Raw genomic sequence first — 26,467 nt, 5'->3', positions numbered from 1 at the left:
GGTCCGCCAAGCTCAGATCAAGGCTGCTCGCCGCGCAGTTGCAAGGCGTCCACCAACCCAGCAGCAATCGCCATCCCCACCAGATCGGCGAGGGTTTCCGCTTGCATGCGCTTCATCACCCGCGAGCGGTAGAGGTCGATGGTCTTGACGCTGATATCCAGTTGCTCGGCCATTTCGCGGTTGGTGTAGCCACGCACTAACGGCAGCAGCACATCACGCTCACGCGGGGTCAGGCTAGCCAGGCGCGTTTCCACGGCCTGCAAGCGCGGGTCCGCCTGCACCGCCGCCGGCGCATGGCTCAAGGCGTGCTGCACGCTGTCGAGCAGCAACTGCTCGTTGTAGGGTTTTTCGATAAAGTCCACGGCGCCGGCACGGAAGGCGCGCACCACGATGGGCACATCAGCATGCCCGCTGACAAAGATCACCGGCATCTCAATGCCGCGCGCGCGCATCGCTTCCTGCACATTCAGCCCGCCCATGCCGGGCATCCGCACATCCAACAGCACACAGCCTTGGCTGTGCACATCACAGGCCTCGAGAAACGCCTGGCCGCTGGTGAACGGCAGTGCCTTGAGCCCCACGGATTCCAGTAGCCAGACGGTGGAGTCGAGCATGCCCTGATCATCGTCGACCACATAAACCTGGTGTTGCATCTGCAGGCTCATGCCCTGCTCCTTTTCTTGTTATGCATTGGCTGTATTGCGGCTAAAGCCCTACAAGGCGCTCAGCGTCCTCGCCGCGCAGTAGCGGCAAGCGGCACTCCAGGCACAAGCCGCCGGCCGTGCCAGGGTGCGCCTCCAGCGCCCCGCCAAAGCCTTCTATGATACTGCGGCTCATCGACAGGCCCAGCCCCAGCCCTTCGGCCTTGCTGGTGTAGAACGGGGTAAAAATATGCTCCAGCTCACCCTGCACCACACCCGGCCCCTGATCCCACACGCGCACACAGAGCTGGCCATCCTGCTCGGCGGCGCTGAGTTCGATACGCGAAGAGTGGCCGGGGTGAGCCTCACGGTTGGCGTCAATGGCATTGCGCAGCAGGTTGAGCAGCACCTGTTCCAGCAGAATCCGGTCGGCATACACCGGTGGCAGATTGTCCGCCAATTGCTCATCGATGGTCACCTGCCAATTGCTCGCCTCCCATTGGCACAGCCGCACTGCCTCGCGTGCCACGCTGGCAATATCCAGCGCCTGAGTGCGGCGCTGCCCCTTGCGCAGAAAAGCGCGCAAGCGTTTGATCACTTCCGAGGCGTGGTTGGCGTGCTCGTTGATCCGCTCCAGCCCTTGCGCCACCTTGCTCGCCGCCTCAGGGTTAGCGCCCAGCGCCTTGAGGTAGCGTTGGCTGGCGCTGGCATAGTTGACCACCGCCGCCAGCGGTTGATTGATCTCATGGGCGATACCGGATGCCAGCTCGCCGAGGGTGACCAGCCGCGCCGTGTGCGCCAGCTCATCCTGATGGCGCCGCTGCTCAGCCTCACGCAATTCACGCTCGGTCATGTCGCGCGCCACCAGCGAGTAGTAATGCTCGCCATCGCGGCCGCGGTGCGCCAGCAGCACCAGCGACACCGGCAGCGGCGCACGCGGCCCCTGCGGCAGCAGGCGCACCTCGGCGCTCCACACCCCGGCTGCATCGGCGGCCGCCCAACCATGGCGCTGCAACTGCTGAAAATCGCTTGGCGCCAAGAGCTTTTCGAGCGGCGGTAACGGCTGCTGATCCTCAATATTCAACGCATGCCGCGCAGACGGATTGAGGTGTGTGAGGTGCCCATTAGGGTCGATAAACAGCACCAGGTCGGTATTGGCTTCCACCACCTCAGCCAAGCGCCGCTTGTTCTCTTCGGCCAGCACCCGCGCGGTGATATCGCGCGACACGCTGACCACTTCAACCACCGCGCCGGTATAGGTTTCACGGATCGCGCGGCTGGCGGTCTCAAACCACAAATAATGACCATCGCGGTGGCGAATACGGTAGGTCATGGTGTGATAGCCGTCTTGCTCGAGGGCTTCACGGGTGCTGTCGACCAGATGCTGTTGGTCCTGCTCATGAAACAGCGCCTGCACCAAGGTCCCGCGCAACACTTCCGGCCAGTAACCGAGCAGCGTCCAACTGGCCGGCGAGGCGTCGAGAAAACAGCCATCGGGGGTGTGCCGGGAGATCAGGTCGGTGGTGTTCTCGGTAATCAGCCGGTACAGGCGGCTGGCCTTGGCCGCTTCACGCTCGGCCTGCAACTGGGCGGTCGCGGGTCGACAGCGCGCCAGCACCTGCTGCTCGGCAGCATCGGGCATAAAGGTCCACATCAGCACTTGGCCGGCATGCTGCGCCTCAACCGCTTCGATGGCCCGCCCTTGCTGCAAACAGGCGCGCACCAGTTGCGGCGCGTTGACCGGCAACAAATCGGCTACCAGCGCCAGCGATTGCTCACCCAGCAGTGCCTGCATGGCGGCATTTAGTTGCAGCGGCCGCGCGTCGATATCCAGTAACAGGCTGGGCTGCGGATCACTGCCCAGCAACAGACTGCCACGCGCCTGCTGCGGCAGGCTGGCGAGCACCGCTAGCAGCAGCTGATGCACCAGCCCGAGCCAGTCGCTCCCGGCGTGTTCCTGCAACTCAATCAGCAGTAGACCGGGCTGCCCCTCATCCAGCGCCAGGGCGAGCGCCTGGCCGTGGTTGAGCCCGGCACGCCGCACTCGCCCCGCCAGCCAGCACGGCAATTGACGTAGCGCGGCCAAGTCCAGCCGAGGCTCTTGCTGCAAGCGCTCAAACAGCAACTGATCACTGGCTTGCAGCGGGTCACCAAAGCCCGGCGGCAGATGCGGCGCATTGCCTTCATGGCTGTAGATCGCCGTGCTCGCTTGCCAGCGCAAAAAAAACGCCTGGCGCACTTCCGGGCAGGCATGCAGGGCGCGCAACAGCGCATCGGCACGCACCGCCAGCGGCAAGCACTCACGCTGCATACACAACCAGCTGTGCAGCTGCACGGAGATCTCATTCATCCAGTTTCATTCCTATCGGCCACTCATTGCGCGAGGCGGCGCAGCATCAGGCCGGCGGCCGGCAAATGCAAAGCGACCAAGGGCTAATCGTCAGAAAATAATATAGTATAATTACTATACAACTATGGTTTAACTTCCATATAAAACCCATCAGATATATAAATAGACCCAGAACAATACCGGGCCTATGCGTAAGACTACCCGCACAATGGCCCGAGCATCCAATCTGCCGTGGGTACTTGCATGTCGATCTATGAACAGGGCCTTGAGCCTGCCGCTGTTAACCATATCGCCCTCTCGCCACTGAGCTTTATCGAGCGTACCGCCAGTGTTTACCCGCACTACCCGGCCGTGGTGCATGGTTCGATTCGTCGTGACTGGGCCGAGACTTACGCGCGCTGCAGGCGCCTGGCTTCGGCGCTGGCCGGCCGTGGCATCGGTAAAGGCGATACGGTGGCGGTGATGCTGCCGAACATACCGCAGATGCTCGAAGCGCATTTTGGCGTGCCGATGATCGGCGCAGTGCTCAACACCCTCAACGTGCGCCTGGATGCCGAGGCCATCGCTTTTATGCTGCAGCACGGCGAAGCCAAGGTGCTGATCACCGACCGCGAATTCTATGACGTGATCCACGCTGCCGTGGGTATGCTCGATCATCCGCCGCTGGTGATCGACGTCGATGACCCCGAGTACGGCGAAGGCCAAGCCGTCAGCGACCTCGACTACGAGGCCTTTTTGGCCGAAGGCGATCCGCAGTTTGCCTGGCAGTGGCCGGCAGACGAGTGGCAGGCGATCAGCCTCAACTACACCTCCGGCACCACCGGCAACCCCAAGGGCGTGGTTTACCACCACCGTGGCGCTTACCTGAACTCGCTGGGCAACCAGATGACCTGGGCCATGGGCAACCACCCGGTGTACCTCTGGACCCTGCCGATGTTCCACTGCAACGGCTGGTGCTACCCCTGGACCATCACCGCCCTGGCGGGCGTGCATGTGTTCCTGCGCCGCGTCGACCCGGCGAAGATCCTCACCCTGATTCGCAGCGAGCAGGTCACCCACATGTGTGGCGCCCCGATCGTGCTCAATGCCCTGGTGAATATGCCCGCCGAAGCTAAGGCCGCCATCGATCACCCAGTCAAGGCCATGGTGGCCGGGGCTGCGCCGCCCGCCAAAGTGATTGGTGCGGTAGAAGAAATGGGCATCCAGGTCACCCACGTTTACGGCCTGACCGAAGTGTACGGCCCGGTGACCCTGTGCGCCTGGCACGCCGAATGGGACGCCTTGCCGCTGGACGAGCGCGCGGTACTCAAATCTCGTCAAGGCGTGCGTTACCCCACCCTGGAAGGGGTGATGGTAGCCGACCCGAAAACCCTGGAGCCGACCCCGCGCGATGGCGAAACCATCGGCGAAATCTTTATGCGCGGTAACACCGTGATGAAGGGCTACCTGAAGAACCCCAGCGCCACCGCCGAAGCCTTTGCCGGCGACTGGTTCCACACCGGCGACTTGGCCGTGTGTCACCCGAACGGCTACGTGGAAATCAAGGACCGCCTGAAAGACATCATCATCTCCGGCGGCGAGAACATTTCCACCATTGAGGTGGAAGGCGTGCTCTACCGTCACCCCGGCGTGCTCGAAGCCGCCGTGGTGGCTCGCCCAGACGAGAAATGGGGCGAAACCCCCTGCGCTTTTATCACCCTCAAGGCCGACCAACAGCAGGTCAGCGAGGCGGACATCATCAGTTTCAGCCGCGAACACCTGGCCGGTTTCAAAGTACCAAAAACCGTGGTCTTCACCCAACTGCCGAAGACCAGCACCGGCAAGATCCAGAAGTTCGTCCTGCGCGATATGGCCAAGGCCCTCTGACGCCTTGTGAGAGGGGCTTAAGCCGCGACTGTCGCCGTTCAAGCGCCTTCCACAACCAGCAACGCACAGAAAACACACCGTTTACACAACAACAAGAACCGGCCCTGGCGGCCGACGGAGAATCTTTATGCAAATTTTCAAGCGCCGTGACGGCGACGAACAACCGCACTGGCCAGTCGGCCCGTTCAAAGTGCGCCTGCCCTTTGTCCACTACCGCTGGGAAACCGCGGAGATGCTGCAAGCGTTGATCATGTTCGTGGTCAGCCTGGCGATGATCCCGCTGCTGGAAAAATACCTCGGCCTACCCTACGACGTAGCCCTCGCCTATGTCGTGGTGTGTGGTGTCGGCTTTATGCTGCCGGCGCTGCTCGGTGTGCCCTTCGTGCCCGGCTGGATCACCCCCGGCATTCCGGTTGTATTGCTGTTTCTCGGCAATTTCAAACCCGGCCCCGAAGCCATTCAGGCACTGTTTGCCCTGCAATTTCTGGTCTGCGTGATCTTCCTGTTCCTCGGCGTCACGCGCCTGGGCAGCACCCTGGTGAAGTTGATTCCCAACTCGATGAAAGGCGGGATCATCATCGGTGCGGGTATTGCGGCACTGATGGGCGAAATCTCCACCGGTGGCCGCCTGGCCAACACGCCGATTTCCCTGGTGCTGGGCAGCCTGATCTGCCTGTACCTGATGTTCTCGGTGTCGTTTAAAGGCCTCACCGAGCGCGTGCCGTTGGCGCGCAAAATCGTCAACTACGGCATGGTGCCGGGTATGTTGATCGCGATTTTCATCGGCATTGCCGTGGGCGAATACAAGATGCCCGACGTGAAATTTGGCATCACCGCGCCAGCCTTCGCCGAGATGTGGAACTACCTGCCGTTCAGCGTTGGTTTCCCGGGTTTGGATGTGTTCCTGCTGGCCGTACCCACGGCGGTTATCGCTTATGTCATCGCGTTTGGCGACATCATCGTCGGCCAGTCGCTGATGCAGCGCGCCGATGAACTGCGCACTGACGAAGTGATCGAGAACAACATCGACCGCGTGCATTTGGTCACCGCCCTGCGCAACGCGCTGCATGCCTTCTTCGCCCCGTATCCGGGCTTGGCTGGGCCGCTGTGGACAGCCGTCGCGGCAACCATGGCCGAGCGTTACAAGTACGGCCGCAAAGCCATGGATTCGATCTACAGCGGCGCGGGCACGTTCTGGATCACCGGCTTTATCGCCCTGTTCGCCTTGCCGCTGGTGAGCTTCTTCCAGCCGGTGCTGCCGATTGCCCTGTCGCTGACGCTGATCCTTACCGGCTATATCTGCCTGATGGTGGGGTTCGAGCAACTGAGCAACAACACCGAGCGCGGCGTGGCCGGCACCATGGGTGTGGTACTGGCCGTCTACGGCGCAGGCTGGGGCCTGGCTGCAGGTGCCGCGCTGTACATCCTGGTCGAGCGCACCCACCTGCTCAAATTCACCACTAAAAACACCGTCAAAGGCCCGGCCGAGGCCGAGTGACCATACCCGGCCCGCCGCGCTGCGGGCCGTGTTGCTTATTCCTGCAACGCCCCGGGTGCAATAACGCCAGGGGCGTTTTAATCGCCGCGCTCTGCGCGGCATCTGTGCGAGAAACTGCCGATGCCTGAGTACAACGCCCCGCTGCGCGACCTGCGCTTTGTCCTCCATGAAGTGTTCGATGCCCCGAGCCTATGGGCTCGCCTGCCGGCACTGGCTGAAACCATCGACGCCGATACTGCCGATGCCATTCTGGAAGAAGCCGCCAAGGTTACTGGCGGCCTGATCGCCCCGCTCAACCGCAGCGGTGATGAAGAAGGCGCGCAATGGATTGCAGGCGATGTACGCACCCCGGCAGGCTTCAAAGAAGCCTATGCCACTTACATTGAAGGTGGCTGGGTCGGCCTGTCCGGTAACCCTACCTACGGCGGCATGGGCATGCCAAAGATGCTCGCCGTGGCATTTGAAGAAATGCTCTACGCCGCTGGCTCCAGCTTCGCTCTGTATTCGGCGCTGAGCTCCGGTGCCTGCCTGGCCATCGACGCGCACGCCAGTGAAGAACTGAAAAACACCTACTTGCCGCCGATGTATGAAGGCCGCTGGGCCGGCTCCATGTGCCTGACCGAAGCCCATGCCGGCACCGACTTAGGGCTAATCCGTACCAAGGCCGAACCGCAAGCCGATGGCAGCTACCAGATCAGCGGCAGCAAGATTTTTATCACCGGCGGCGAGCAGGACCTCACCGAAAACATCATCCACCTGGTGCTGGCCAAGCTGCCCGACGCCCCCGCTGGCGCGCGTGGTATCTCGCTGTTTCTGGTGCCCAAGGTGCTGGTCAATGCCGACGGCAGCCTGGCGGCGCGCAACACGGTGAGCTGCGGTTCGATCGAACACAAGATGGGCATCAAGGCCTCGGCCACGTGCGTGATGAACTTCGACGGCGCCAGCGGCTACCTGATCGGCGAGCCGAATAAAGGCCTGGCGGCGATGTTCACCATGATGAACTACGAGCGCCTGTCCATCGGCATCCAGGGCATCGGCTGCGCCGAAGCGTCTTACCAGGCGGCCCGCGACTACGCCCGCGAGCGCCTGCAAAGCCGTTCCGCCAGCGGCCCGGAAGCCCAGGACAAAGCCGCTGATCCGATCATCGTGCACGCCGATGTGCGGCGCATGCTGCTGACCATGAAGGCCCTCACCGAAGGCGGTCGGGCGTTTGCCTGCTATGTCGGCCAGCAGCTTGACCTCAGCAAGTTCAGCGACGACAGCAGCGAGCGCCAGGCCGCCGATGCCTTGGTCGCCCTGCTCACTCCGGTGGCCAAGGCGTTCTTTACCGACACCGGGTTGGACAGCTGCATCCATGGCCAACAGGTGTTCGGCGGCCACGGCTACATCCGCGAATGGGGCCAGGAGCAACTGGTGCGCGACGTGCGCATCGCGCAGATCTACGAAGGCACCAACGGCATCCAGGCCCTCGACCTGCTCGGGCGTAAGGTCATCGCCAACGGCGGCGTAGCGCTGCGCCAGTTCACCCAGGAGATTCGCCGTTTCGCCGAGCAGCCCGATGCGCCGTATGCCGCCGCTCTGCTGGATGCCGTTGAGCGCCTGGAGCGCACCAGCAGCTGGCTGCAGGAGCGTGCCGCGGGCAACCCGCACGAAACCGGCGCGGCGTCGGTGGAGTACCTGCACCTGTTCGGCTACACCGCCTACGCCTGGATGTGGGCGCGCATGGCCGCCGTGGCTCAGGCCAAGTGCAGCGAAGATGAAGCGTTTTACAGCGCCAAGCTGGCCACCGCCGAGTTCTTCTTCGCCCGCCTGCTACCACGCAGCCTGACCCTGGAAGCCAGCATTCGCGCAGGCAGCGACGCGCTATACGGCCTGCGCGCCGAGCAATTCTGACGCCAACCCGCCCCAACCTGGCGGGAACTGCGAACACCGGTTGAGCGTTTGCGCGGCGCCCTTATTGGGCGTCGCGTTTTTTATTCGAGCCACTGGCTGCCCCGGCAGCACGAGGAAGCACATGCAAGAAGTCGCCATAGTCGCCGCCACCCGCACCGCCATCGGTGCCTTTCAGGGTGCATTGAGCAGCGTGAGCGCTGTTGATCTGGGCGCTGCCGTTATCCGCCGCCTGCTCGCCGACACCGGCCTGCCCGCCGAACAAGTCGACGAAGTCATACTCGGCCAGGTTCTGACCGCCGGTGCCGGGCAGAATCCGGCCCGCCAGAGCACACTCAAAGCCGGCCTGCCGCACACGGTGCCAGCGCTGACCCTGAACAAAGTCTGCGGCTCCGGCCTCAAGGCCGTGATCATGGCGGCCCAAGCCATTCGCTGCGGCGACGCCGAGGTGATCATCGCCGGCGGCCAGGAAAACATGAGCCAGTCGCCACACGTGCTGAACGGTTCACGTAATGGCCTGCGCATGGGCCACGGCCAGTTAGTCGACACCATGATCCACGACGGCCTGTGGGATGCCTTCAACGATTACCACATGGGCATCACCGCCGAGAACCTGGCCGAACAGTACGGCATCAGCCGCTCCGAGCAGGATGCCTTCGCCGCGCACTCGCAGCTGCGCGCCTGCGCCGCTGTTGAGGCCGGCCGCTTTGCCAACGAAATCACCCCGATTGAAATCCCTCAGCGCAAAGGTGACAGCCTGATCGTCGCCGCCGATGAACAACCGCGCGCCAGCAGCACTCTGGAAGCCTTGGGTAAACTGCGCCCGGCCTTCAAGCGCGACGGCAGCGTCACCGCGGGCAATGCCTCAACCCTCAACGACGGCGCGGCCGCTGTGCTGCTGATGAGCGCCACTAAAGCCGCCGAGCTGAACCTGCCGGTGCTGGCGCGAATCAAGGCCCACGCCAGTGCCGGCGTCGACCCGGCGACCATGGGCATCGGCCCGGTGTTCGCCACCTGCCGCGCCCTAGAGAAAGCCAACTGGAGCCTGGAGCAACTCGACCTGATCGAGGCCAATGAAGCCTTCGCCGCCCAGGCCATTGCGGTCGGGCGCGAACTGCAGTGGGACAGCGCCAAGGTCAACGTCAACGGCGGCGCCATCGCCCTCGGCCACCCAATCGGCGCGTCGGGCTGCCGCATTCTGGTCAGCCTGATCCATGAGATGATCCGCCGCGACGCGCACAAAGGCCTGGCCACCCTGTGCATCGGTGGCGGCCAAGGCGTGGCGCTGGCCATCGAGCGCTAAACGGCGCGGTGGATGTAAAAAGCGACATCCACCCTACGTCGACATGACCCGTAGGGTGGATCACGCTTCACCGATCCACCACGCTCGACTCGACTCGACTCGACGGGTATTAACAACCCCATCAGCCCTTCGTCCAATGGCCACACTCACCTATGTGGCTCACGCTTCAACGATCCACCGTGCAATCCCCGACAAGAACAAGAGAATCCCCATGCGAACCCTGACCACTCTGACCGGCAACAGCCAAAAACTCGACGGCGGCGCCATGTTCGGCAATGCGCCGAAAGCCCTGTGGCAACGCTGGATGAAACCGGACGAACTGAACCGCATCGACCTCGGTTGCCGCGCTCTACTGGTGCAAGAGGAAGGCCGCAACATCCTGGTTGAAACCGGCATCGGCGCGTTTTTCAGCCCCGACCTGAAACAGCGCTTTGGCGTACAAGAAGAGCGCCACGTGCTGCTCGACAGCCTGGCCGCCGCAGGCCTGAGTGATGCTGACATCGACATCGTGGTGCTCACCCACCTGCACTTCGACCATGCTGGTGGCTTGCTCGCCGCCTGGGAAGATGGCCAACCAGCTCGTTTGCTATTCCCCAATGCGCAGTTCATCACCGGCCGGCGTCAATGGCAGCGCGCCTGCCAGCCCCATGCCCGCGACCGCGCCTCCTATATCCCCGAGTTACTGGAGCTGCTCGAGGCCAGCGGCCGCCTGCATCTAATCGATGAAAGCGCATATTGCGAGCTGCTCGGTGCAGACTGGCGCTTGCACTGGAGCGACGGTCACACCCCAGGCCAGTTGATTCCCGAAGTCGCCATGCCGGACGGCCCAGTGGTGTTCCCCGCAGATCTAATCCCCGGCGCACCGTGGGTGCACCTGCCGATCACCATGGGCTACGACCGTTTCCCCGAAGGCTTGATTGAAGAGAAAGAAGCCCTGCTGGCCGATTTGCATACACGCGGCGGTCGCCTGGTGTTTACCCACGACCCGGATACCGCCATGGGCCGCGTAAGCCGTGATGAGAAAGGCCGCTATGGCCTGCAGCAAACGCTGAATCAAGCGGCAAAACTGGTCAGCTGAGTGATGCGCTACAGCCCGCCGCTGATTCCCAGGTTAAGGCCGATGGCGGTGGCCAGGGACAGCGGCAGCAACAGGGTATCGAGCAAGGCACTGACCGGCAGATCAACCGCCGGGTAGGCCGGCGCTTCAGCACCAAAGCGATCCGTGGCGCAGCAGCCCCCTTGCAGCGCATACCAATCCAGGCGCGTACCGGCATACACCACCGGTGCGCCCGGTTTGGCCGCATCCAGAGTGCGCACCGTGGCGCAACTGCTGAGGGTCAGCCCCAACAGCACAGCGACGGTGGCACGCGCCAGCGGCTTATTCATCCGGGGTGATCTGATGGTGCTCGCCCCAGCGCGGCAGCATGTCCTGCGGCACACCCAAACAGTTGAGGATGCGTGCCACGACAAAGTCGATCAGGTCATCAATGGTCTGCGGCTGGTGATAAAAGCCCGGCGCGGCAGGCAGGATGGTCGCGCCCATGTTCGACAGCTTGAGCATGTTCTCCAAATGAATGCTGGAGAACGGCGCCTCACGCGGCACCAGAATCAGCTGGCGACGCTCCTTCAACACCACATCCGCTGCGCGCTCGATCAGGTTATTGCAGGCACCATTGGCAATCGCTGACAGCGAACCGGTACTGCATGGCACCACTACCATCGCCGCGGGCGCACCTGAACCGGAGGCCACGGGGGCCATCCAGTCTTCCTTGCCATACACACGAATCTGCCCGGGTACAGCGCCGGTGTATTCGTTCAAAAACGCCTGCATGGCCTGCGGCTTGGCCGGCAAAGTCACGTCGGTTTCCGTGGCCATCACTAACTGCGCGGCCTTAGAAATCAGAAAATGCACTTCGCGGTCTTCCCGCACCAGGCAATCGAGCAGGCGCAGACCGTACTGCGCGCCGGAAGCGCCGGTCATGGCCAAAGTAATGCGTTCGGGACCGCTCATATATTCACTCTCAAAGTTGCTGCGCGTGCTTATGCTGCGTTGAAAAACTACTCGAACCGCTGATTTACCGTACCCGTAGGATGGGTGGAGCGGAGCGATACCCATCACCCACGCTCGGCCCGATGGGTATCGTCGCTCCGCTCATCAACCCATCCGACTAACGACTGATTACTCAGCCAGGGCCGCTGCCAGCTTGCCGTGCAGGCCGCCAAAGCCGCCGTTGCTCATCACCACCACCTGAGTGCCGGGCGCCGCTTCGGCCTTGACCCCGGCGATGATCGCTTCCAGCGAGTCGCACACCTGAGTGGGTACCGTTGAGCGGGCCACCGTACCGGCCAAGTCCCAGCCCAGATTCGGCGCTGCGTACCAATATACCGAGTCGGCCTGCACCACGGACTCGGGCAAACCGTCGCGGTGCGCGCCGAGCTTCATCGAGTTGGAACGCGGCTCGACGATGGCGATCAATTTGGCGCCGCCGATGCGTTTGCGCAGGCCATCCAAGGTGGTAGCAATCGCCGTGGGGTGGTGAGCGAAGTCATCGAAAATGATCACGCCGTTCACTTCGGCAACCTTCTCCATGCGCCGCTTAGCATTGATAAAACTGCACAGTGCAGCGATGCCCAACTCCGGCACCACACCGACATGCCGCGCTGCTGCCAGCACCGCCAGGGCGTTGGCGACGTTGTGCTGGCCGGTCAGTTGCCAATCCACGGTACCCGCAGCCTGGCCCTCGAAGCTCACCTCGAAGCGCGAGCCGTCAGCACTGAGCAGATTGGCCTGCCATTGCCCACCCTCGCCGGTGGTGGCGACCTCCGTCCAGCAGCCCATCTCGATCACCCGCTTGAGCGCCGGCTCAGTGGTCGGGTGAATGATCAGGCCCTCGCCGGGAATGGTGCGCACCAGATGGTGGAACTGCCGCTCGATGGCTGGCAGATCTGGGAAGATGTCGGCGTGATCGAACTCCAGGTTATTCAGGATCGCGGTGCGTGGGCGGTAGTGGACGAACTTGCTGCGCTTGTCGAAAAACGCGCTGTCGTACTCGTCGGCCTCGACCACGAAGAACGGCGTACCGCCTAAGCGCGCGGAAATACCGAAGTTCTGCGGCACGCCGCCAATTAAAAAGCCTGGGCTCATGCCGGCATGTTCCAACACCCACGCGAGCATGCTCGAACTGCTGGTCTTGCCATGGGTGCCGGCCACGGCCAGCACCCAGCGACCTTGCAGCACGTGATCAGCCAGCCACTGCGGACCACTGACGTAGGGCAGGCCTTTGTTCAGCACATACTCCACCGCCGGGTTGCCGCGCGACAGGGCATTACCGATCACCACCAGATCCGGGGCAGGCTCCAGTTGCGCGGTGTCATAGCCCTGGGTCAGCTCGATGCCCTGAGCTTCCAACTGGGTGCTCATAGGCGGGTAAACGTTGGCGTCGGAACCGGTCACGCGATGGCCAAGCTCCTTGGCCAGCACCGCTAGCGAGCCCATAAAGGTGCCGCAGATGCCGAGAATATGGATATGCATGATTTACCTTAAAGGTGCCCTAAAAAACCTGCGCATAAGCGCGATAAAAACTGGCCGCAGGTTAGCACAGCGTCGCCGCCCAGCAGAGGCTTAGCGGCGCGCTGCGAGGGTCAGCTCAACCCGCTGAGCGCACCTTGATCGCGTGCTTACGCAACTTGCGGTACAGCGTGTTACGGCTGATGCCCAGCTGCTCAGCACTGCGGCTCATGTGCCAGTGCTGTGCCTCTAGGACCGCGAGCAATGCCTGACGTTCGGCGTCGCCCAACTGGTCTGCCTTCGGTACGGCCGGCAGCGTTGGCGCTGCCCGGGCATGACGAATCTCCACAGGCAACTCTGCAAGATTGATCACACCGTGCTCGCTGAGCGCACACAAGGTACGCAGCACGTTGCGCAATTGCCGCACATTGCCCGGCCAGGCGAACGCCAGCAGCGCCTCACGTGCGGGCGCTTCAAGGTGTACGGGTTGTCCGCGCGCTTCCTCGGCCAACAGAAACTCGAGCAACTCGCGCTTATCCGTCCGCTCACGCAGCGCCGGCAACTCGACCATCAGGCCGTTAAGGCGGTAGAACAGGTCTTCACGGAACTGGCCATTGCCTACCCGCTCATTCAGGTCTCGGTGGCTGGCACTGATTACCCGCACATCGATGGCCTGCGACTCGCCGCCAATCGGCTCAACCCGGCGCTCCTCCAGCACCCGCAGCAAACGCGTCTGCAGCGCCAGCGGCATATCGCCAATTTCATCGAGGAACAGGGTGCCGCCGTCGGCCTGCTGCAACTTACCGCGCATGCCTTCCTTAAGCGCCCCGGTAAAGCTACCGCCGCGATAACCAAACAGCTCGCTCTCGATCAGGCTCTCGGGAATCGCCGAACAGTTCAGCGCGATAAAGGGCTTACCACCCCGCGAGCTAACTTGATGCAAAGCCTTGGCAAAGGCCTCCTTGCCGGTGCCGGTTTCGCCGCCGATCAACAACGGCACATCACGCTCATAAACCCGCAGCGCGCGGCGGAATTTGTTCTGCAGGGCCGGGTCGGCCAAACACAGCGCTGGCGGCGCCACTGCCGGCGTGCCGAGCACTTTAAAGCTGCGCCGTGGCTGGCCGCGAAGCATGGCGAAGAGCAACTGGCCACGCTGGGTATACAGCGGCCAACTGGCGCTTGGTTGGGCCGAAGCGCGGCCGAGTAGGTCATCCAAATGACAATCGAAGACCTCCACCAAGGTACGCCCAAGCAGTTGTCGCCGTGATAAGCCCAGCAGGTTGATCGCGCTTTGGTTGACCGCTCGCACACGACCATCACCATCGAACGCTAGCAATCCCTCACTGAACTGACCGATGTATTCAGCCTGAACGTGGAAGCGCAGCAACCACTCATCTTCGAAACTGCGCAAAAAGTGGCAGCCCTCGATGGCCTTGGCCGACAGGTTAACCAAGGCCATGGTGTGGAACTGGCTCTGCCGCGAGACGTCATCGCGCGCCGAGGACACGTCCAGCACCGCCAATAGCTCACCGTGCGGGTCAAATACCGGGCTGGCCGAGCAGGTCAATCCCGTATGCCGACTGCGAAAATGCTCGTTCTGATGAATGGTCAGCGGTTGCCGCTCGACCAGGCAGGTGCCGATGCCGTTGGTGCCTTCACAGGCTTCACTCCAATCGGCCCCCAACCACAAGCCAGCGCGCTCGAACGTGCGTTTTTCCGCCTGTTCGGTGATGCAGTTGAGGATCATCCCGCGCGCATCGGTCAACAGCACCGCATGGCCACTGCCGGCCAGCTGGCGGTGCAGGCTGTTCATTTCGACATTGGAGATTTCCAACACCTGCTGCAATTGTTCGCGGCGCTCGAGCAGGCGCGCCTGCTCGACCACTACCGTCTGTATATCCTGCGCCGGGTCGAGGTTGTGCTGCTGCAGGCAGCGCAGCCAGGACTTCGCCACTGAGGAGTCAGTCGCGGGGCCGGCGATCTGCCCACGGCCTTGAGCCGCTGTAAGCACGCGCTCGGCGTGAAGCTTTGCTGGGTTGTGCATTGTTCTTGTTCTCCGCTCTGGAGTTGCACGTAATTGGCCGAGCATCGCCCAGCCGCCCGGCCATTGCAAGGCAGCCTGACCGCTGAGTCACTGCGCTGTATCGCCTGCGGTACAAAGTGTCACCATGGCTGCGCCACAGCCGATACACGCATCCACCACTAGCCATCGGATTAATCAACGCAAGCCTTCTAAATCAACCGTTTGCGACTTCTGGCCCGCCCCTTGCTCTGGTTCTCCGGCAAGCGCCACAGCGCTCTCCGCGGCAGCACCAGAACAAACATAAGAATCAGGAGATATTCAGCATGCGTTACGCTCATCCCGGCACCGAAGGTGCACTCGTTTCGTTCAAATCCCGCTACGGCAACTACATCGGTGGCGAATTCGTGGCCCCGGTTAAAGGTCAGTACTTCACTAACATCTCCCCGGTAAACGGTCTGCCGATTGCTGAGTTCCCCCGCTCCACCGGCGAAGACATCGACAAAGCGCTGGATGCCGCTCATGCCGCCGCCGACGCCTGGGGCAAAACCTCGGCTCAGGATCGCTCGCGGGTGCTGCTGAAAATCGCCGACCGCATCGAAGAGCACCTTGAAGTACTGGCGATCACCGAAACCTGGGATAACGGCAAAGCGGTTCGCGAAACCCTCAATGCCGACATCCCCTTGGCCGCCGATCACTTCCGTTATTTCGCCGGCTGCATTCGTGCCCAAGAAGGCAGCAGCGCCGAAATCGACGAATTCACCGCCGCCTACCACTTCCATGAACCGCTGGGCGTGGTCGGGCAGATCATCCCGTGGAACTTCCCGCTGCTGATGGCCGCATGGAAACTCGCACCGGCGCTGGCCGCCGGTAACTGCGTGGTGCTCAAACCCGCGGAGCAAACGCCGCTGGGCATTAGTGTGCTGATGGAGCTGATCGGCGACCTGCTACCGCCAGGCGTACTCAACGTGGTGCAAGGTTTCGGCAAAGAAGCCGGCGAAGCGTTGGCGACCAGTACGCGCATCGCCAAAATCGCCTTTACCGGCTCCACGCCGGTGGGCGCGCATATTCTTAAATGCGCCGCCGAGAACATTATCCCAAGCACCGTAGAGCTGGGCGGCAAGTCGCCGAACATCTTCTTCGAAGACATCATGCAGGCCGAGCCGAGCTTTATTGAAAAAGCCGCTGAAGGCCTGGTGCTGGCCTTCTTCAACCAAGGCGAAGTCTGCACCTGCCCTTCCCGTGCACTGGTGCAGGAGTCGATCTACCCGGCCTTTATGGCAGAAGTGATGAAGAAGGTGGCCCAGATCAAGCGCGGCGACCCGCTGGATACCGAGACCATGGTCGGCGCCCAGGCGTCCGAACAGCAGTTCGACAAAATCCTCAGCTACCTGGAAATTGCCAAGCAAGAAGGCGCCGAACTGCTCACCGGCGGTGCAGTGGAGAAACTCAGCGGCACCCTGGACGGCGGCTATTACATCCAGCCGACCCTGCTCAAGGGCCACAACAAGATGCGCGTGTTCCAAGAAGAGATTTTTGGCCCCGTGGTCAGCGTCACCACCTTCAAGGACGAAGCCGAAGCCCTGGCGATTGCCAACGATACCGAGTTCGGCCTTGGCGCCGGCTTGTGGACACGCGACATTAACCGCGCCTACCGCATGGGCCGGGCGATCAAAGCCGGTCGCGTGTGGACCAACTGCTACCACCTTTACCCCGCGCATGCGGCGTTCGGCGGTTACAAGAAGTCCGGCGTTGGCCGCGAAAACCACAAGATGATGCTCGACTACTACCAGCAGACCAAAAACCTGCTGGTGAGTTACGACATCAACCCGATGGGCTTCTTCTGATCGACCCTCCCGGCGATGCACTCGCCGGGAGACGCTTTAACCCTACGCTCCGCGTGTTTCGCAACGAATTTAGCTCAAGTAACAGGCCAACGTGACGCTCAACCGAACGTCACGTTGGCCGCCTCGTGCTTAAAAGATTGCGCGCAAGAACAACAATAAAAAGGTACAACGCAATGGATCAGATCGGTAACTACGTGCTCTACCTCATCATGTTCTGCGCCGTGCTGGGTGCCTTCGCGGCGATCCGCAACAGCGACGAAGGACTTGGCAAAGAATTCATGGAGGGCATCCACGCCACCGGCCACATTTTCGTGCCCGCGGCGGGCATCATGGCCTCCATCCCTTACCTGACCGTGGTCATCGAAAAAGTCTTCGGTCCGTTCTTCAGCGCCCTCGGGGCTGACCCCGCCCTGGCGGCGACCATGATCATCGCCTCGGACATGGGCGGTTATCACCTGGCCTCAGCCCTGGCAGCCAGCAAAGAAGCGCTGGTGATGGCGCTAATTACCGGCTTTATGGGCGGCGCGACCATCGTCTTCTCGATCCCCATGGGCCTGGCGATGCTTGATAAGCGCGACCACAAGTACATGGCGCTAGGCATCATGTCGGGGATTCTGACCATCCCCTTGGGTGTATTGATTGCCAGCGTGATCCTGGCGTTCAGCAACCCGCTGGTACGCGAGTTGGTTTCAACCAACGGTGAGGCGACCTATCAACTGGCATTGGGCCTGAGCAGCATTTTCGCCAACTTGCTGCCCATTCTGATTTTCGTCACAGCCCTGGCCTTGGGCCTACGCTTTTTGCCCGACATGATGATCAAAGGCTTCATCATCTTCGGTCGCACACTGGATGCCGCGATCAAACTGGTGCTGGTGTTCTCCATCGTCGAATACTTCACCGGCGTATTTACTCTGGTATTCGGCGGCTGGGGTTTCCACCCGATTATCGCCGACGCCGAAGACCAAACCCGCGCGTTGGAGACGGCCGGTTACATCGGCATCATGCTGGCCGGCGCGTTCCCGATGGTTTACTTGCTGCGCAAATACCTGGGCACGCCGCTGGAAAGCCTGGGCGGCAAGGTCGGCCTGAGTGCCGTAGGTAGCGCTGGTATGCTGGCCACCATTGCCAACATCCTGGCCATGTTCCGCCTGGTTCGCTTTATGCCGCCCAAGGACAAAGTGATCAACATCGCCTTCGGTGTGTGCGCGGCCTTCCTATTAGGCGATCACCTGTCATTCACGGCTAACTTCCAACCCACCATCATCGTGCCTGTGCTGATTGGCAAGATAAGTGCAGGTTTCCTCGCCGTCGGGTTGGCATACTGGCTGTCGGTGCCCAAAGCTCTGCAACTGGAAGCCGAAGACCGCGCCGCCGGGATCATCGCCGAAGGCGAGTACTTAGACTTGCCTGTCGTCGAAACCCCCGCCCTGACCGGTCAAAACGTAACGGCCTGAATCCGCTGTATTGAGGTGCGCCTGCCCCGCAACAAACCCTCGCATGGTGGCGCGCGCACCTCCCTATTTGAAACGGAGACTTAAATGGCAAGCTTTTCCCACACTGCCGGCGCTATGACTTACCGCTTTGATGACCTCAAAGAAGTCATGGCCAAAGCCAGCCCGGCACGCTCTGGCGACTTTCTCGCCGGCGTGGCCGCGAGCAATGCCGGTGAACGGGTCGCGGCGCAGATGGCCCTGGCCGATATTCCGCTCAAGCATTTTCTCAACGAAGCGCTGATCCCCTATGAAGACGATGAAGTCACCCGGCTGATCATCGACAGCCATGATGCCGCTGCCTTCGCCCCGGTCAGCCACCTGACCGTCGGAGGCTTTCGCGACTGGCTGCTTGGCGACAGCGCCGATGAAACCAGCCTGCGAGAGCTGGCGCCCGGCCTGACCCCAGAAATGGCCGCCGCCGTGTCGAAGATCATGCGCGTGCAGGATCTGGTCCTGGTCGCACAGAAAATCCGCGTGGTCAGCCGTTTTCGTAACACCGTCGGCCTGCGCGGGCGCATGTCTACGCGCTTGCAGCCGAACCATCCGACCGACGAGCCCTCAGGCATTGCCGCAAGCATTCTCGACGGCCTGCTCTACGGCAACGGCGACGCCATGATCGGCATCAACCCGGCCACCGACAGCCTCAGTTCGATCAGCGAGATGTTGAAGATGCTCGATGGCATCATTCAGCGCTATGAAATCCCCACCCAAGCCTGCGTGCTGACCCACGTCACCACCTCGATTGAGGCGATCAACCGTGGCGTACCGCTGGATTTGGTGTTCCAGTCGATTGCCGGCACCGAGGCGGCCAATGCCAGCTTCGGCATCAACTTGAAGATTTTGCAGGAAGGCTATGACGCCGGCCTCTCGCTGAAGCGCGGCACCCTGGGCGACAACCTGATGTATTTCGAAACCGGCCAAGGCAGCGCGCTGTCGGCCGGCGCGCACCATGGCCTCGACCAGCAAACCTGCGAAACCCGCGCCTATGCGGTGGCCCGCCACTTCAAACCATTTTTGGTGAATACCGTGGTCGGCTTTATCGGCCCGGAGTACCTGTACAACGGCAAGCAGATCATCCGCGCCGGCCTGGAAGACCACTTCTGCGGCAAGCTGCTGGGCCTGCCGATGGGCTGCGACATCTGCTACACCAACCACGCTGAGGCCGACCAGGACGACATGGATGTGCTGCTGACCTTGCTCGGCGTAGCCGGTATCAACTTCATCATGGGCATTCCTGGCTCCGATGACGTGATGCTCAACTACCAAACCACGTCCTTCCATGACGCTCTATATGCCCGCCAGAGCCTGGGGCTGAAACCAGCCCCTGAGTTCGAGGCCTGGCTGCAGCACATGGGCATATTTACCCAGGCCGACGGGCGACCGCGCATGGGCAACAACCTGCCGCCGGCATTCCGCCAGGCGCTGGCGCAGCTTGGTCAGTAAAGGAACCGCGTATGTACGATGACAGCCCACTCAGCGGTGCCAGTGAAAATCCCTGGCAGCAACTGCGCAACCTGACCCCGGCACGCATCGCCCTTGGCCGGGCGGGCACCAGTATGCCGACTCGCGCGCAGCTGGATTTCCAGTTCGCCCATGCTCAGGCCCGTGATGCCGTGCACCTGCCGTTCGACCACGGCGCCTTGGCCGCCGGTCTGGCCAGCCAGCAGCGTGAAAGCCTGCTGCTGCACAGTGCCGCCCAGGATCGCGATACTTACCTGCAACGCCCCGACTTGGGCCGCCGCTTGAACGATGAATCCGCCGAGTTGCTGCGCCAGCACCGCGCCGCTAACCCAGACGGTTACGACCTGGCCATAGTAGTCGCCGACGGTCTCTCGGCCCTGGCCGTGCACCGTAACGCCCTGCCTATGCTGCAACGTATCGAAGAACAGGCATTGGCCGAAGGGTGGAGCCTGTCACCCGTCGCCCTCATCAGCCAGGGCCGAGTGGCGGTGGCCGATGAAGTGGCCGAGCGACTCGGTGCGCGCATGGTGGTGATTCTGATCGGTGAACGCCCCGGCTTGAGTTCGCCAGACAGCCTAGGCCTGTACTTCACCTATGCCCCCAAGGTCGGCCTGACCGACGCTTACCGCAACTGCATCTCCAACGTGCGCGCGGAGGGCCTGAGCTACGCCATGGCCAGTCATCGCCTGCTGTACCTGATGCGCGAGGCCTGCCGCCGCCAGCTGTCTGGGGTCAACCTCAAGGATGAGGCCGAGGTGCCAGTCCTGGCGGGAACCGGTAAAAATGAGAATTTTCTACTGGGATAAAGGACAAGTCTGGGATTACAACCAAACGCTTGTTTGGATTGCACTTTCCAAATGCTTTAGGCAGCATCGGTAGCGTTCGCAGGCAGCGCTGCCGTGTTGCCGAAGCCATTCACAGACTGAAGTAGAGGCTCACCATGCGCATCGTCCAAGCGACCCTGGAGCATCTGGATCAACTGACACCGCTGTTCGTCAATTACCGCGAGCACTTTGGTCAGCTGCCTTACCCTGACTCCTCACGGAAATTTCTGGAAAACCGCATCAGCCGCAAAGAGTCAGTGATCTACCTGGCCATGGCCGATGATGAGGACAAGATTCTCGGCTTCTGCCAGCTCTATTCGAGCTTCTCCTCGCTGTCGCTCAAGCGCGTGTGGATTCTCAACGACATTTACGTCTGCCAAGACGCGCGTCGCCAGCTGGTCGCTGATCGCCTGATTCAGACCGCCAAGCAAATGGCCTTCAAAACCAATGCCGTGCGCCTACGCGTTGCCTCCAGCGTCGACAACGAAGTCGCACACAAGCTCTACGAGTCCATCGGCTTCAAAGAAGACAGCGAATTTAAGAGTTTTGTCTTGCCCATCACCGAAGACTTCACCGCGCCTTAAACCTCACGTTAAGCCTGCGATGCACAACTTATCGCAGGCTTAACGTGCCTTAGCCACCCAGGCTCAGCCACAAGCCAACCCCCAACTGCAGCACCAGCAAACCGAGCGCCGCCAGATGCCAGGGCTGCCGATAGCGCCGTATGCGCGAAGATGTCGCTGGTTGAGGCTGCAACGGCTGCTGCAGGGCATGCTGAAACTCCGACAGCGCGGCGAAGCGCGCCTGCGGCCTGGGTGCCAATGCCCGCGCCAGCACACCATCCCAACCAACCGGCACGCGTACATTGAGCTGCGCCAACGGCACGTAACGGCTGGTGTGATCAGCATCCGCCTGCGCCGCTTCGGGCCAGCGGCCACAGACCAGCCAGTAGGTCAGTGCCGCCAGGGCGAATTGATCTGCGCGGCCATCAAGCGCCTGCCCGACACGCGCCTCTGGCGCCAGCGGTACGGCCTGCCCAGGCAATGGCTGCTGCGGCACTCCGGGTAACAACGCGGCATATTCGGGCAGCAACAACACGCGCCCGCCGTCATCCACCAGAATAGCGCGTGGATCCAGCCACAAACCCTGCATGCCCCGGCGCTGGAGACCGCGCACGGCAGCAATCAGCTGTTCGAGCAACACCAACACCGTTACCGCGTCCACAGGGCCACGGGCTGCCAGCCAGTCGGGCACGCTACGCATCCCTGCCGGGGCAGGTTCGAATAGCCAAAAAGCATGCTGCCGCGGCTGATATGAGGACATCACCTGCGGCAAGCTCAGCAGCGGACTGCGCCGCAGCGCCCACTCACGCTGCCAGAAGACCTCATCTGCAACGCCCTCGGCCAAGCACAGCATGGCCTCACGGCCGCGCGAGTCGATTGCACGAAACACCCGTCCTGGCGGCCCGAATTGACAGGCCGAGAGCAGCGTCCAACCATCCAACTGCAACCCGGCTTGTGCATTGTTTACGACCGGCCAAGGCTCACGCGACGCCAACACCGGCGCGATGTCTGCCGCCCCCGGCAACAGCAACGCCGCCGCGCCAGGGCCGTTGCTCAAGGGCGCAAACAGATCAGATAGCGGGGCCCAGGTATCACTGCGAGCGCGAAAGCCCTGCAGATCCGCCACATCCAATAATGGCTGCGGAGCCAGCAACAACAACTCACCGGGCCTTAGTACGAAGCTGTGCTGCACCAGCGCCAGTTCAGCCTGCAAGCCTAACGGCGTATCCTCGCGATCCAGTAGCTGCTCGCATTTGCCATGCTGATAGCGCTGCAGACCGATGGCCCCCGCCTGAAGAAACTGCGCCTCGCCGCCCTGCACCAGCAGCAACCCGGCATCTAGCTGAGCTCGATTAGGCGCTAGCTGGCTCAGGCGAAATAACTGTTGATTGAAAGCCGCCAACACCTGCCGCGCTGCTTGAGCTTCGCTCCAACTCGCAGGCGTGCAACCGAAGTCAGCCAGTAGAGCGTCTAGGTGCGCCTCCAACGTACGCACCACTTCAGTGCACTCACGCGCCCATAACAGCGCAACAAGCAGCACCGGTTGACGCCCAGCACGGCCCGACAACCAGGTCGTGCGAGTTCGTGCCGCCTGGCGAGGCAAGTCAACACCCTGGCCGCAGAGCAGTTTGACGGCGGGATGATCGAGACGCTCAATCGACATTGGCAGCCCTCCCAGGTCGCGAATAGGTAGGCCACTGCAGCCTTTGTGCCGACTTGCCCAGCGCCGTCCCCGGGCTTATGGTGGCGGCTTCCTAGAGCCTGAGCAGAGCCCATGTGGTCCCTTCGTGCCTGGCGTCGCCAGCACACCCTTGCCCGTCATCCCGTCAGCAGCGCTCAGTGGGACGCCGTCGTGCGACAACTGCCAATTCTTGATGGCCTGGATGCTGCCGAACAGCAACGCCTGCGCGAGCGTGCGGTGCTGTTCTTGCAACACAAGCACCTCAGCCCACTGCCCGGCCTCGAACTGGACGCCCACGCCTGCCTGCTACTCGCGGTTCAAGCCGAACTCCCCCTGCTGCACCTGGCTGAGCTCAACTGGTACCAGGGTTTCCATGAAATCGTGCTGTATCCGGACGACTTCGTCAGCCCACAGCGCCACCGCGATGCCAGCGGCGTGGTGCATGAATGGGATGGCGAACACAGCGGCGAGGCCTGGCTGCAAGGCCCGGTGATACTTGCCTGGCCAGGGGTGCAGGCAAGCGGCCAGTGGGACGGCTACAACCTGGTGATCCACGAACTGGCGCATAAACTGGACATGCTCAACGGCGACGCCAACGGCCTCCCGCCGCTGCACAACAGCATGCATGTCGAGGACTGGGCCAAGACCATGCAGAGCGCCTTCGATCAGCTGAATGCCGAACTGGATGCCACCCCCAAGGCTGATACGGCCATCGACCCCTACGCCGCAGAAAATCCAGCAGAGTTCTTTGCGGTCACCAGTGAATACTTCTTCAGCGCGCCAGACCTGCTAGCGGAAGCCTTTCCAGCCGTTTACGCGCAACTGACGCTGTTTTACCGTCAAGACCCACTGGCGCGGCTGCAGCAACTGCAGGCGCGCAATCCGACCTACCCGACTAAAGCCAAAGACAGCCCACTCGCGACCAATGGCTAGATAAGCTGGCGTAGCAACGCTTGGGGAATATGCCTATAATCGCGCCACTTTTTTTGGCCCACCCTTCGGGAGTCGCCCCATGAGCTACAGCAAGATCCCAGCCGGTAAAGACCTGCCGAACGACATCTACGTCGCCATCGAGATCCCGGCCAACCACGCGCCGATCAAATACGAAATCGATCACGACCTCGATTGCCTGATGGTTGATCGCTTCATGGCCACCCCGATGTTCTACCCGGCCAACTACGGTTTTATCCCGCACACCCTGGCTGACGACGGCGACCCCCTCGACGTGCTGGTTGTGACGCCGTATCCAGTAGCCCCAGGCTCGGTCATCCGCGCCCGCCCGGTTGGTGTACTGCACATGACCGACGAAGCCGGCGGCGACGCCAAGCTGATCGCCGTACCCCACGACAAGCTGAGCCAGCTGTACGTGGACATCAAGGAATACACCGACCTGCCTGCCCTGCTGCTCGAGCAGATCAAGCACTTCTTCGAGAACTACAAGGATCTCGAAAAAGGCAAATGGGTCAAAGTTGAAGGCTGGGGCAATGCAGACGCTGCCCGCGCCGAAATCATCAAGGCGGCCGCGGCTTACCAAAAATAAGTCGAGGCTACCCCCTAAAAGCCGGCCACAAGCCGGCTTTTTTATTGCTTGAAATCCATAGCAAGCAGCCTTTCTGGCCACCGCTATGCGCCGGCGTAAACCTAGATAAAACCAAGCCATTGGCTGCCGCCTTGGCTATAGTGGGTAAAACCTCGCAGGAGTTTCTTTGCATGAGCGATACAGCCAATGAGCGCCGGCGCTTTCACCGCATCGCTTTCGACGCCCCCACCGAGATTGTGCAAGGCGAGCGGCGCTGGGCAGTCGAACTGCATGACGTTTCGCTAAAGGGCTTGTTAATCAAGCGCCCCGACGGCTGGAACGGCGACCCCAACCAGCCGTTTGAGGCTAATATCCAGCTGGCTGATGACACCCGCGTACAGATGGAAGCGGTGTTAACCCGCACCCAAGCGGACCTTCTCGGTTTTGTCTGCCGGCATATCGACCTCGACTCAATCAGCCACTTGCGTCGTCTGGTGGAGCTCAACCTCGGCGATGAAAGCCTGCTCGAACGCGAACTCGCCGCACTCGGCGAAGATCAGTAACGAAAAAAGGAGGCCTCGGCCTCCTTTTTCATACCCATCTGATCGATTACTCGAACAGCGCATCCAGCGCCTGCTCTAGGCGCGTTACAGCGATGACCTGCAAACCCGGTGGCGGATCTTTCGGGGCATTGCCCTTGGGTACGATGGCGCGCTTGAAGCCGTGCTTAGCCGCCTCTTTCAGCCGCTCCTGACCGCTCGGCACCGGGCGTATTTCGCCAGACAGGCCGACCTCACCAAACACCAGCAGATCATGCGGCAGCGGCTTGTTGCGCAAACTGGAAATCACCGCCGCCATCAACGCCAGGTCAGAGGCAGTTTCCAACACCTTGACCCCACCTACCACGTTAAGGAACACGTCCTGGTCATAGGTGGGAATCCCGCCATGGCGGTGCAATACAGCCAGTAGCATGGCCAGGCGATTCTGATCCAACCCCAAGGTCACACGCCGCGGGTTGCCCATATGGCTAGTGTCGACCAGCGCTTGCACCTCTACCAGCATCGGCCGGGTGCCTTCCCAGGTGGCCATCACCACACTGCCGGGCACTTCTTCCTGGGCGCGGGTGAGGAAGATGGCCGAAGGGTTGGTGACTTCCTTCAAGCCCTTGTCAGTCATGCCGAACACGCCGAGTTCGTTGATCGCGCCAAAGCGATTTTTCACCGCACGCAGCAAGCGCAGGCGACCGTCCGATTCACCCTCGAAATACAGCACGGTGTCGACCATGTGTTCAAGCACGCGCGGCCCGGCCAGGGCACCTTCCTTGGTCACGTGGCCGACCAGGAAGATCGCCGTGCCACTCTGTTTGGCGAAGCGCACCAACAGCGCTGCACTCTCGCGCACCTGGGACACGCCACCAGGAGCCGAGGACAGTTGTTCGGTAAAGATGGTTTGGATCGAGTCGATCACCATCACCTTGGGTTTTTCTAAGCGCGCGGTGGCTATGATGGTTTCGATGCAGGTTTCGGTCATCACCTTGAGCTTGTCTTCCGGCAACCCCAGACGCCGGGCGCGCATGGCTACTTGCTGCTGGGACTCTTCGCCGGTGACATACAGCGCAGGAAAGCGCGTGGCGATATTGCACAGGGTCTGCAAGAGGATGGTCGATTTACCGATGCCGGGGTCACCGCCAATCAGCACCACTGAGCCATCCACCAGGCCACCACCGAGAACACGGTCCAACTCGCCAGAGGCGGTGGAGAAACGCGGGACTTCCGCGACGCTGACCTCGGCCAGGGTTTTGATCTGCGCCTGCTCACCAGCCCAGCCGGAGCGCCCGCTAGGGACTGCCGCATTGGCCTCGAGCACAGTCTCGACCAAGGTATTCCAAGCCTCACACTCGCCACACTGGCCGGCCCACTTGGGAAAGGTCGCACCACACTCGGTGCAGCCATACATACGCTTGGCCTTGGCCATGCCGGACTCCTCTAAAATCTGAGCCAGGA

At 61.8% G+C, this 26,467-nt stretch carries 21 protein-coding genes; 13 read left to right on the top strand and 8 right to left on the bottom strand.

The features are described from left to right. Positions 1 to 17: 17 nt before the first annotated feature. Positions 18 to 665 (bottom strand): response regulator transcription factor, encoded by a 648-nt coding sequence (locus BMZ32_RS14760; RefSeq protein WP_208598729.1) that lies wholly within the window; start codon positions 663 to 665, stop codon positions 18 to 20. Positions 666 to 705: 40 nt separating this feature from the next. Further along, complete coding sequence (locus tag BMZ32_RS14755; protein WP_090243303.1) at positions 706 to 2,991, bottom strand: PAS domain-containing sensor histidine kinase; 2,286 nt, start codon at positions 2,989 to 2,991, stop codon at positions 706 to 708. 243 nt (positions 2,992 to 3,234) lie between these two features. On the opposite strand from BMZ32_RS14755, the gene BMZ32_RS14750 reads away from it, so the two are divergent. The 5 genes from BMZ32_RS14750 (at position 3,235) to BMZ32_RS14730 (ending at position 10,626) form a co-directional block, all read left to right on the top strand. Beyond that, positions 3,235 to 4,857, top strand: coding sequence for an acyl-CoA synthetase (locus BMZ32_RS14750; RefSeq protein WP_090243301.1), 1,623 nt, complete (start codon positions 3,235 to 3,237; stop codon positions 4,855 to 4,857). A gap of 127 nt (positions 4,858 to 4,984) precedes the next feature. After that, on the top strand, positions 4,985 to 6,355 hold the full coding sequence (locus tag BMZ32_RS14745) for a solute carrier family 23 protein (protein WP_090243299.1): 1,371 nt from the start codon (positions 4,985 to 4,987) through the stop codon (positions 6,353 to 6,355). A gap of 120 nt (positions 6,356 to 6,475) precedes the next feature. Beyond that, positions 6,476 to 8,248, top strand: coding sequence for an acyl-CoA dehydrogenase C-terminal domain-containing protein (locus tag BMZ32_RS14740; protein ID WP_090243297.1), 1,773 nt, complete (start codon positions 6,476 to 6,478; stop codon positions 8,246 to 8,248). 121 nt (positions 8,249 to 8,369) lie between these two features. Continuing rightward, positions 8,370 to 9,548, top strand: coding sequence for an acetyl-CoA C-acetyltransferase (locus BMZ32_RS14735; protein WP_090243295.1), 1,179 nt, complete (start codon positions 8,370 to 8,372; stop codon positions 9,546 to 9,548). Positions 9,549 to 9,759: 211 nt separating this feature from the next. Beyond that, positions 9,760 to 10,626: an MBL fold metallo-hydrolase gene (locus tag BMZ32_RS14730; protein ID WP_090243293.1), complete on the top strand. Its 867-nt coding sequence runs from the start codon at positions 9,760 to 9,762 to the stop codon at positions 10,624 to 10,626. Between the two features lie 8 nt (positions 10,627 to 10,634). On the opposite strand, the gene BMZ32_RS14725 is transcribed toward BMZ32_RS14730, so the two are convergent. The 4 genes from BMZ32_RS14725 to BMZ32_RS14710 form a co-directional block, all read right to left on the bottom strand. Then, complete coding sequence (locus BMZ32_RS14725) at positions 10,635 to 10,934, bottom strand: YceK/YidQ family lipoprotein (RefSeq protein WP_090243291.1); 300 nt, start codon at positions 10,932 to 10,934, stop codon at positions 10,635 to 10,637. After that, the gene (gene ubiX, locus BMZ32_RS14720) at positions 10,927 to 11,559 is read right to left on the bottom strand and encodes a flavin prenyltransferase UbiX (protein WP_090243288.1); all 633 of its coding nucleotides are present in this window, start codon (positions 11,557 to 11,559) and stop codon (positions 10,927 to 10,929) included. The genes BMZ32_RS14725 and ubiX overlap by 8 nt, the downstream gene beginning before the upstream one ends. Before the next feature lie 168 nt (positions 11,560 to 11,727). After that, complete coding sequence (mpl, locus tag BMZ32_RS14715; RefSeq protein WP_090243286.1) at positions 11,728 to 13,080, bottom strand: UDP-N-acetylmuramate:L-alanyl-gamma-D-glutamyl-meso-diaminopimelate ligase; 1,353 nt, start codon at positions 13,078 to 13,080, stop codon at positions 11,728 to 11,730. Positions 13,081 to 13,195: 115 nt separating this feature from the next. After that, positions 13,196 to 15,100: a sigma-54-dependent Fis family transcriptional regulator gene (locus BMZ32_RS14710; protein ID WP_090243284.1), complete on the bottom strand. Its 1,905-nt coding sequence runs from the start codon at positions 15,098 to 15,100 to the stop codon at positions 13,196 to 13,198. Positions 15,101 to 15,402: 302 nt separating this feature from the next. Here BMZ32_RS14710 and exaC point away from each other — a divergent pair, with 302 nt between their 5' ends. From exaC to BMZ32_RS14685, 5 genes are all read left to right on the top strand, one after another. Next, the gene (gene exaC / locus BMZ32_RS14705; RefSeq protein ID WP_090243283.1) at positions 15,403 to 16,923 is read left to right on the top strand and encodes an acetaldehyde dehydrogenase ExaC; all 1,521 of its coding nucleotides are present in this window, start codon (positions 15,403 to 15,405) and stop codon (positions 16,921 to 16,923) included. Positions 16,924 to 17,096: 173 nt separating this feature from the next. After that, positions 17,097 to 18,377 (top strand): ethanolamine utilization protein EutH, encoded by a 1,281-nt coding sequence (eutH, locus tag BMZ32_RS14700; protein ID WP_090243280.1) that lies wholly within the window; start codon positions 17,097 to 17,099, stop codon positions 18,375 to 18,377. Positions 18,378 to 18,461: 84 nt separating this feature from the next. Continuing rightward, the gene (locus BMZ32_RS14695; protein ID WP_090243278.1) at positions 18,462 to 19,859 is read left to right on the top strand and encodes an ethanolamine ammonia-lyase subunit EutB; all 1,398 of its coding nucleotides are present in this window, start codon (positions 18,462 to 18,464) and stop codon (positions 19,857 to 19,859) included. Between the two features lie 11 nt (positions 19,860 to 19,870). Next, positions 19,871 to 20,683, top strand: coding sequence for an ethanolamine ammonia-lyase subunit EutC (gene eutC, locus BMZ32_RS14690; RefSeq protein ID WP_090243276.1), 813 nt, complete (start codon positions 19,871 to 19,873; stop codon positions 20,681 to 20,683). A 134-nt stretch (positions 20,684 to 20,817) separates the two neighbouring features. Then, positions 20,818 to 21,285, top strand: coding sequence for a GNAT family N-acetyltransferase (locus tag BMZ32_RS14685; protein WP_090243274.1), 468 nt, complete (start codon positions 20,818 to 20,820; stop codon positions 21,283 to 21,285). A 49-nt stretch (positions 21,286 to 21,334) separates the two neighbouring features. Here BMZ32_RS14685 and BMZ32_RS14680 read toward each other — a convergent pair whose 3' ends face one another. Further along, complete coding sequence (locus BMZ32_RS14680; RefSeq protein ID WP_090243272.1) at positions 21,335 to 22,927, bottom strand: protein kinase family protein; 1,593 nt, start codon at positions 22,925 to 22,927, stop codon at positions 21,335 to 21,337. 111 nt (positions 22,928 to 23,038) lie between these two features. On the opposite strand from BMZ32_RS14680, the gene BMZ32_RS14675 reads away from it, so the two are divergent. The 3 genes from BMZ32_RS14675 to BMZ32_RS14665 all read left to right on the top strand — a co-directional run bounded on the left by BMZ32_RS14675 (position 23,039) and on the right by BMZ32_RS14665 (position 25,027). Then, the gene (locus tag BMZ32_RS14675; protein WP_090243270.1) at positions 23,039 to 23,878 is read left to right on the top strand and encodes a M90 family metallopeptidase; all 840 of its coding nucleotides are present in this window, start codon (positions 23,039 to 23,041) and stop codon (positions 23,876 to 23,878) included. A gap of 79 nt (positions 23,879 to 23,957) precedes the next feature. Further along, complete coding sequence (gene ppa, locus BMZ32_RS14670) at positions 23,958 to 24,485, top strand: inorganic diphosphatase (RefSeq protein WP_090243268.1); 528 nt, start codon at positions 23,958 to 23,960, stop codon at positions 24,483 to 24,485. Positions 24,486 to 24,655: 170 nt separating this feature from the next. Beyond that, positions 24,656 to 25,027, top strand: coding sequence for a PilZ domain-containing protein (locus tag BMZ32_RS14665; protein ID WP_090243266.1), 372 nt, complete (start codon positions 24,656 to 24,658; stop codon positions 25,025 to 25,027). Positions 25,028 to 25,073: 46 nt separating this feature from the next. On the opposite strand, the gene radA is transcribed toward BMZ32_RS14665, so the two are convergent. After that, positions 25,074 to 26,438, bottom strand: a complete 1,365-nt coding sequence (gene radA, locus BMZ32_RS14660) for a DNA repair protein RadA (RefSeq protein WP_090243883.1) — start codon at positions 26,436 to 26,438, stop codon at positions 25,074 to 25,076. Positions 26,439 to 26,467: the final 29 nt, after the last annotated feature.

This window comes from Pseudomonas guineae, assembly GCF_900113745.1.
GTDB lineage: Bacteria > Pseudomonadota > Gammaproteobacteria > Pseudomonadales > Pseudomonadaceae > Aquipseudomonas > Aquipseudomonas guineae.
Note: the sequence above shows the minus strand (reverse complement) of the source record. Positions and strands in the feature narration are given on the sequence as shown.

Bases quoted from the DNA above. Each gene is read 5' to 3' on its own strand.
- BMZ32_RS14695 (WP_090243278.1), top strand. From the start codon at position 18,462: ATGGCAAGCTTTTCCCACACTGCCGGCGCTATGACTTACCGCTTTGAT.
- BMZ32_RS14750 (WP_090243301.1), top strand. From the start codon at position 3,235: ATGTCGATCTATGAACAGGGCCTTGAGCCTGCCGCTGTTAACCATATC.
- BMZ32_RS14675 (WP_090243270.1), top strand. From the start codon at position 23,039: ATGTGGTCCCTTCGTGCCTGGCGTCGCCAGCACACCCTTGCCCGTCAT.
- BMZ32_RS14735 (WP_090243295.1), top strand. From the start codon at position 8,370: ATGCAAGAAGTCGCCATAGTCGCCGCCACCCGCACCGCCATCGGTGCC.
- ubiX (WP_090243288.1), bottom strand. From the start codon at position 11,559: ATGAGCGGTCCCGAACGCATTACTTTGGCCATGACCGGCGCTTCCGGC.
- BMZ32_RS14760 (WP_208598729.1), bottom strand. From the start codon at position 665: ATGAGCCTGCAGATGCAACACCAGGTTTATGTGGTCGACGATGATCAG.
- exaC (WP_090243283.1), top strand. From the start codon at position 15,403: ATGCGTTACGCTCATCCCGGCACCGAAGGTGCACTCGTTTCGTTCAAA.
- BMZ32_RS14745 (WP_090243299.1), top strand. From the start codon at position 4,985: ATGCAAATTTTCAAGCGCCGTGACGGCGACGAACAACCGCACTGGCCA.
- BMZ32_RS14665 (WP_090243266.1), top strand. From the start codon at position 24,656: ATGAGCGATACAGCCAATGAGCGCCGGCGCTTTCACCGCATCGCTTTC.
- ppa (WP_090243268.1), top strand. From the start codon at position 23,958: ATGAGCTACAGCAAGATCCCAGCCGGTAAAGACCTGCCGAACGACATC.
- BMZ32_RS14685 (WP_090243274.1), top strand. From the start codon at position 20,818: ATGCGCATCGTCCAAGCGACCCTGGAGCATCTGGATCAACTGACACCG.
- BMZ32_RS14680 (WP_090243272.1), bottom strand. From the start codon at position 22,927: ATGTCGATTGAGCGTCTCGATCATCCCGCCGTCAAACTGCTCTGCGGC.
- eutC (WP_090243276.1), top strand. From the start codon at position 19,871: ATGTACGATGACAGCCCACTCAGCGGTGCCAGTGAAAATCCCTGGCAG.
- eutH (WP_090243280.1), top strand. From the start codon at position 17,097: ATGGATCAGATCGGTAACTACGTGCTCTACCTCATCATGTTCTGCGCC.
- BMZ32_RS14725 (WP_090243291.1), bottom strand. From the start codon at position 10,934: ATGAATAAGCCGCTGGCGCGTGCCACCGTCGCTGTGCTGTTGGGGCTG.
- BMZ32_RS14710 (WP_090243284.1), bottom strand. From the start codon at position 15,100: ATGCACAACCCAGCAAAGCTTCACGCCGAGCGCGTGCTTACAGCGGCT.
- radA (WP_090243883.1), bottom strand. From the start codon at position 26,438: ATGGCCAAGGCCAAGCGTATGTATGGCTGCACCGAGTGTGGTGCGACC.
- BMZ32_RS14755 (WP_090243303.1), bottom strand. From the start codon at position 2,991: ATGAATGAGATCTCCGTGCAGCTGCACAGCTGGTTGTGTATGCAGCGT.
- mpl (WP_090243286.1), bottom strand. From the start codon at position 13,080: ATGCATATCCATATTCTCGGCATCTGCGGCACCTTTATGGGCTCGCTA.
- BMZ32_RS14740 (WP_090243297.1), top strand. From the start codon at position 6,476: ATGCCTGAGTACAACGCCCCGCTGCGCGACCTGCGCTTTGTCCTCCAT.
- BMZ32_RS14730 (WP_090243293.1), top strand. From the start codon at position 9,760: ATGCGAACCCTGACCACTCTGACCGGCAACAGCCAAAAACTCGACGGC.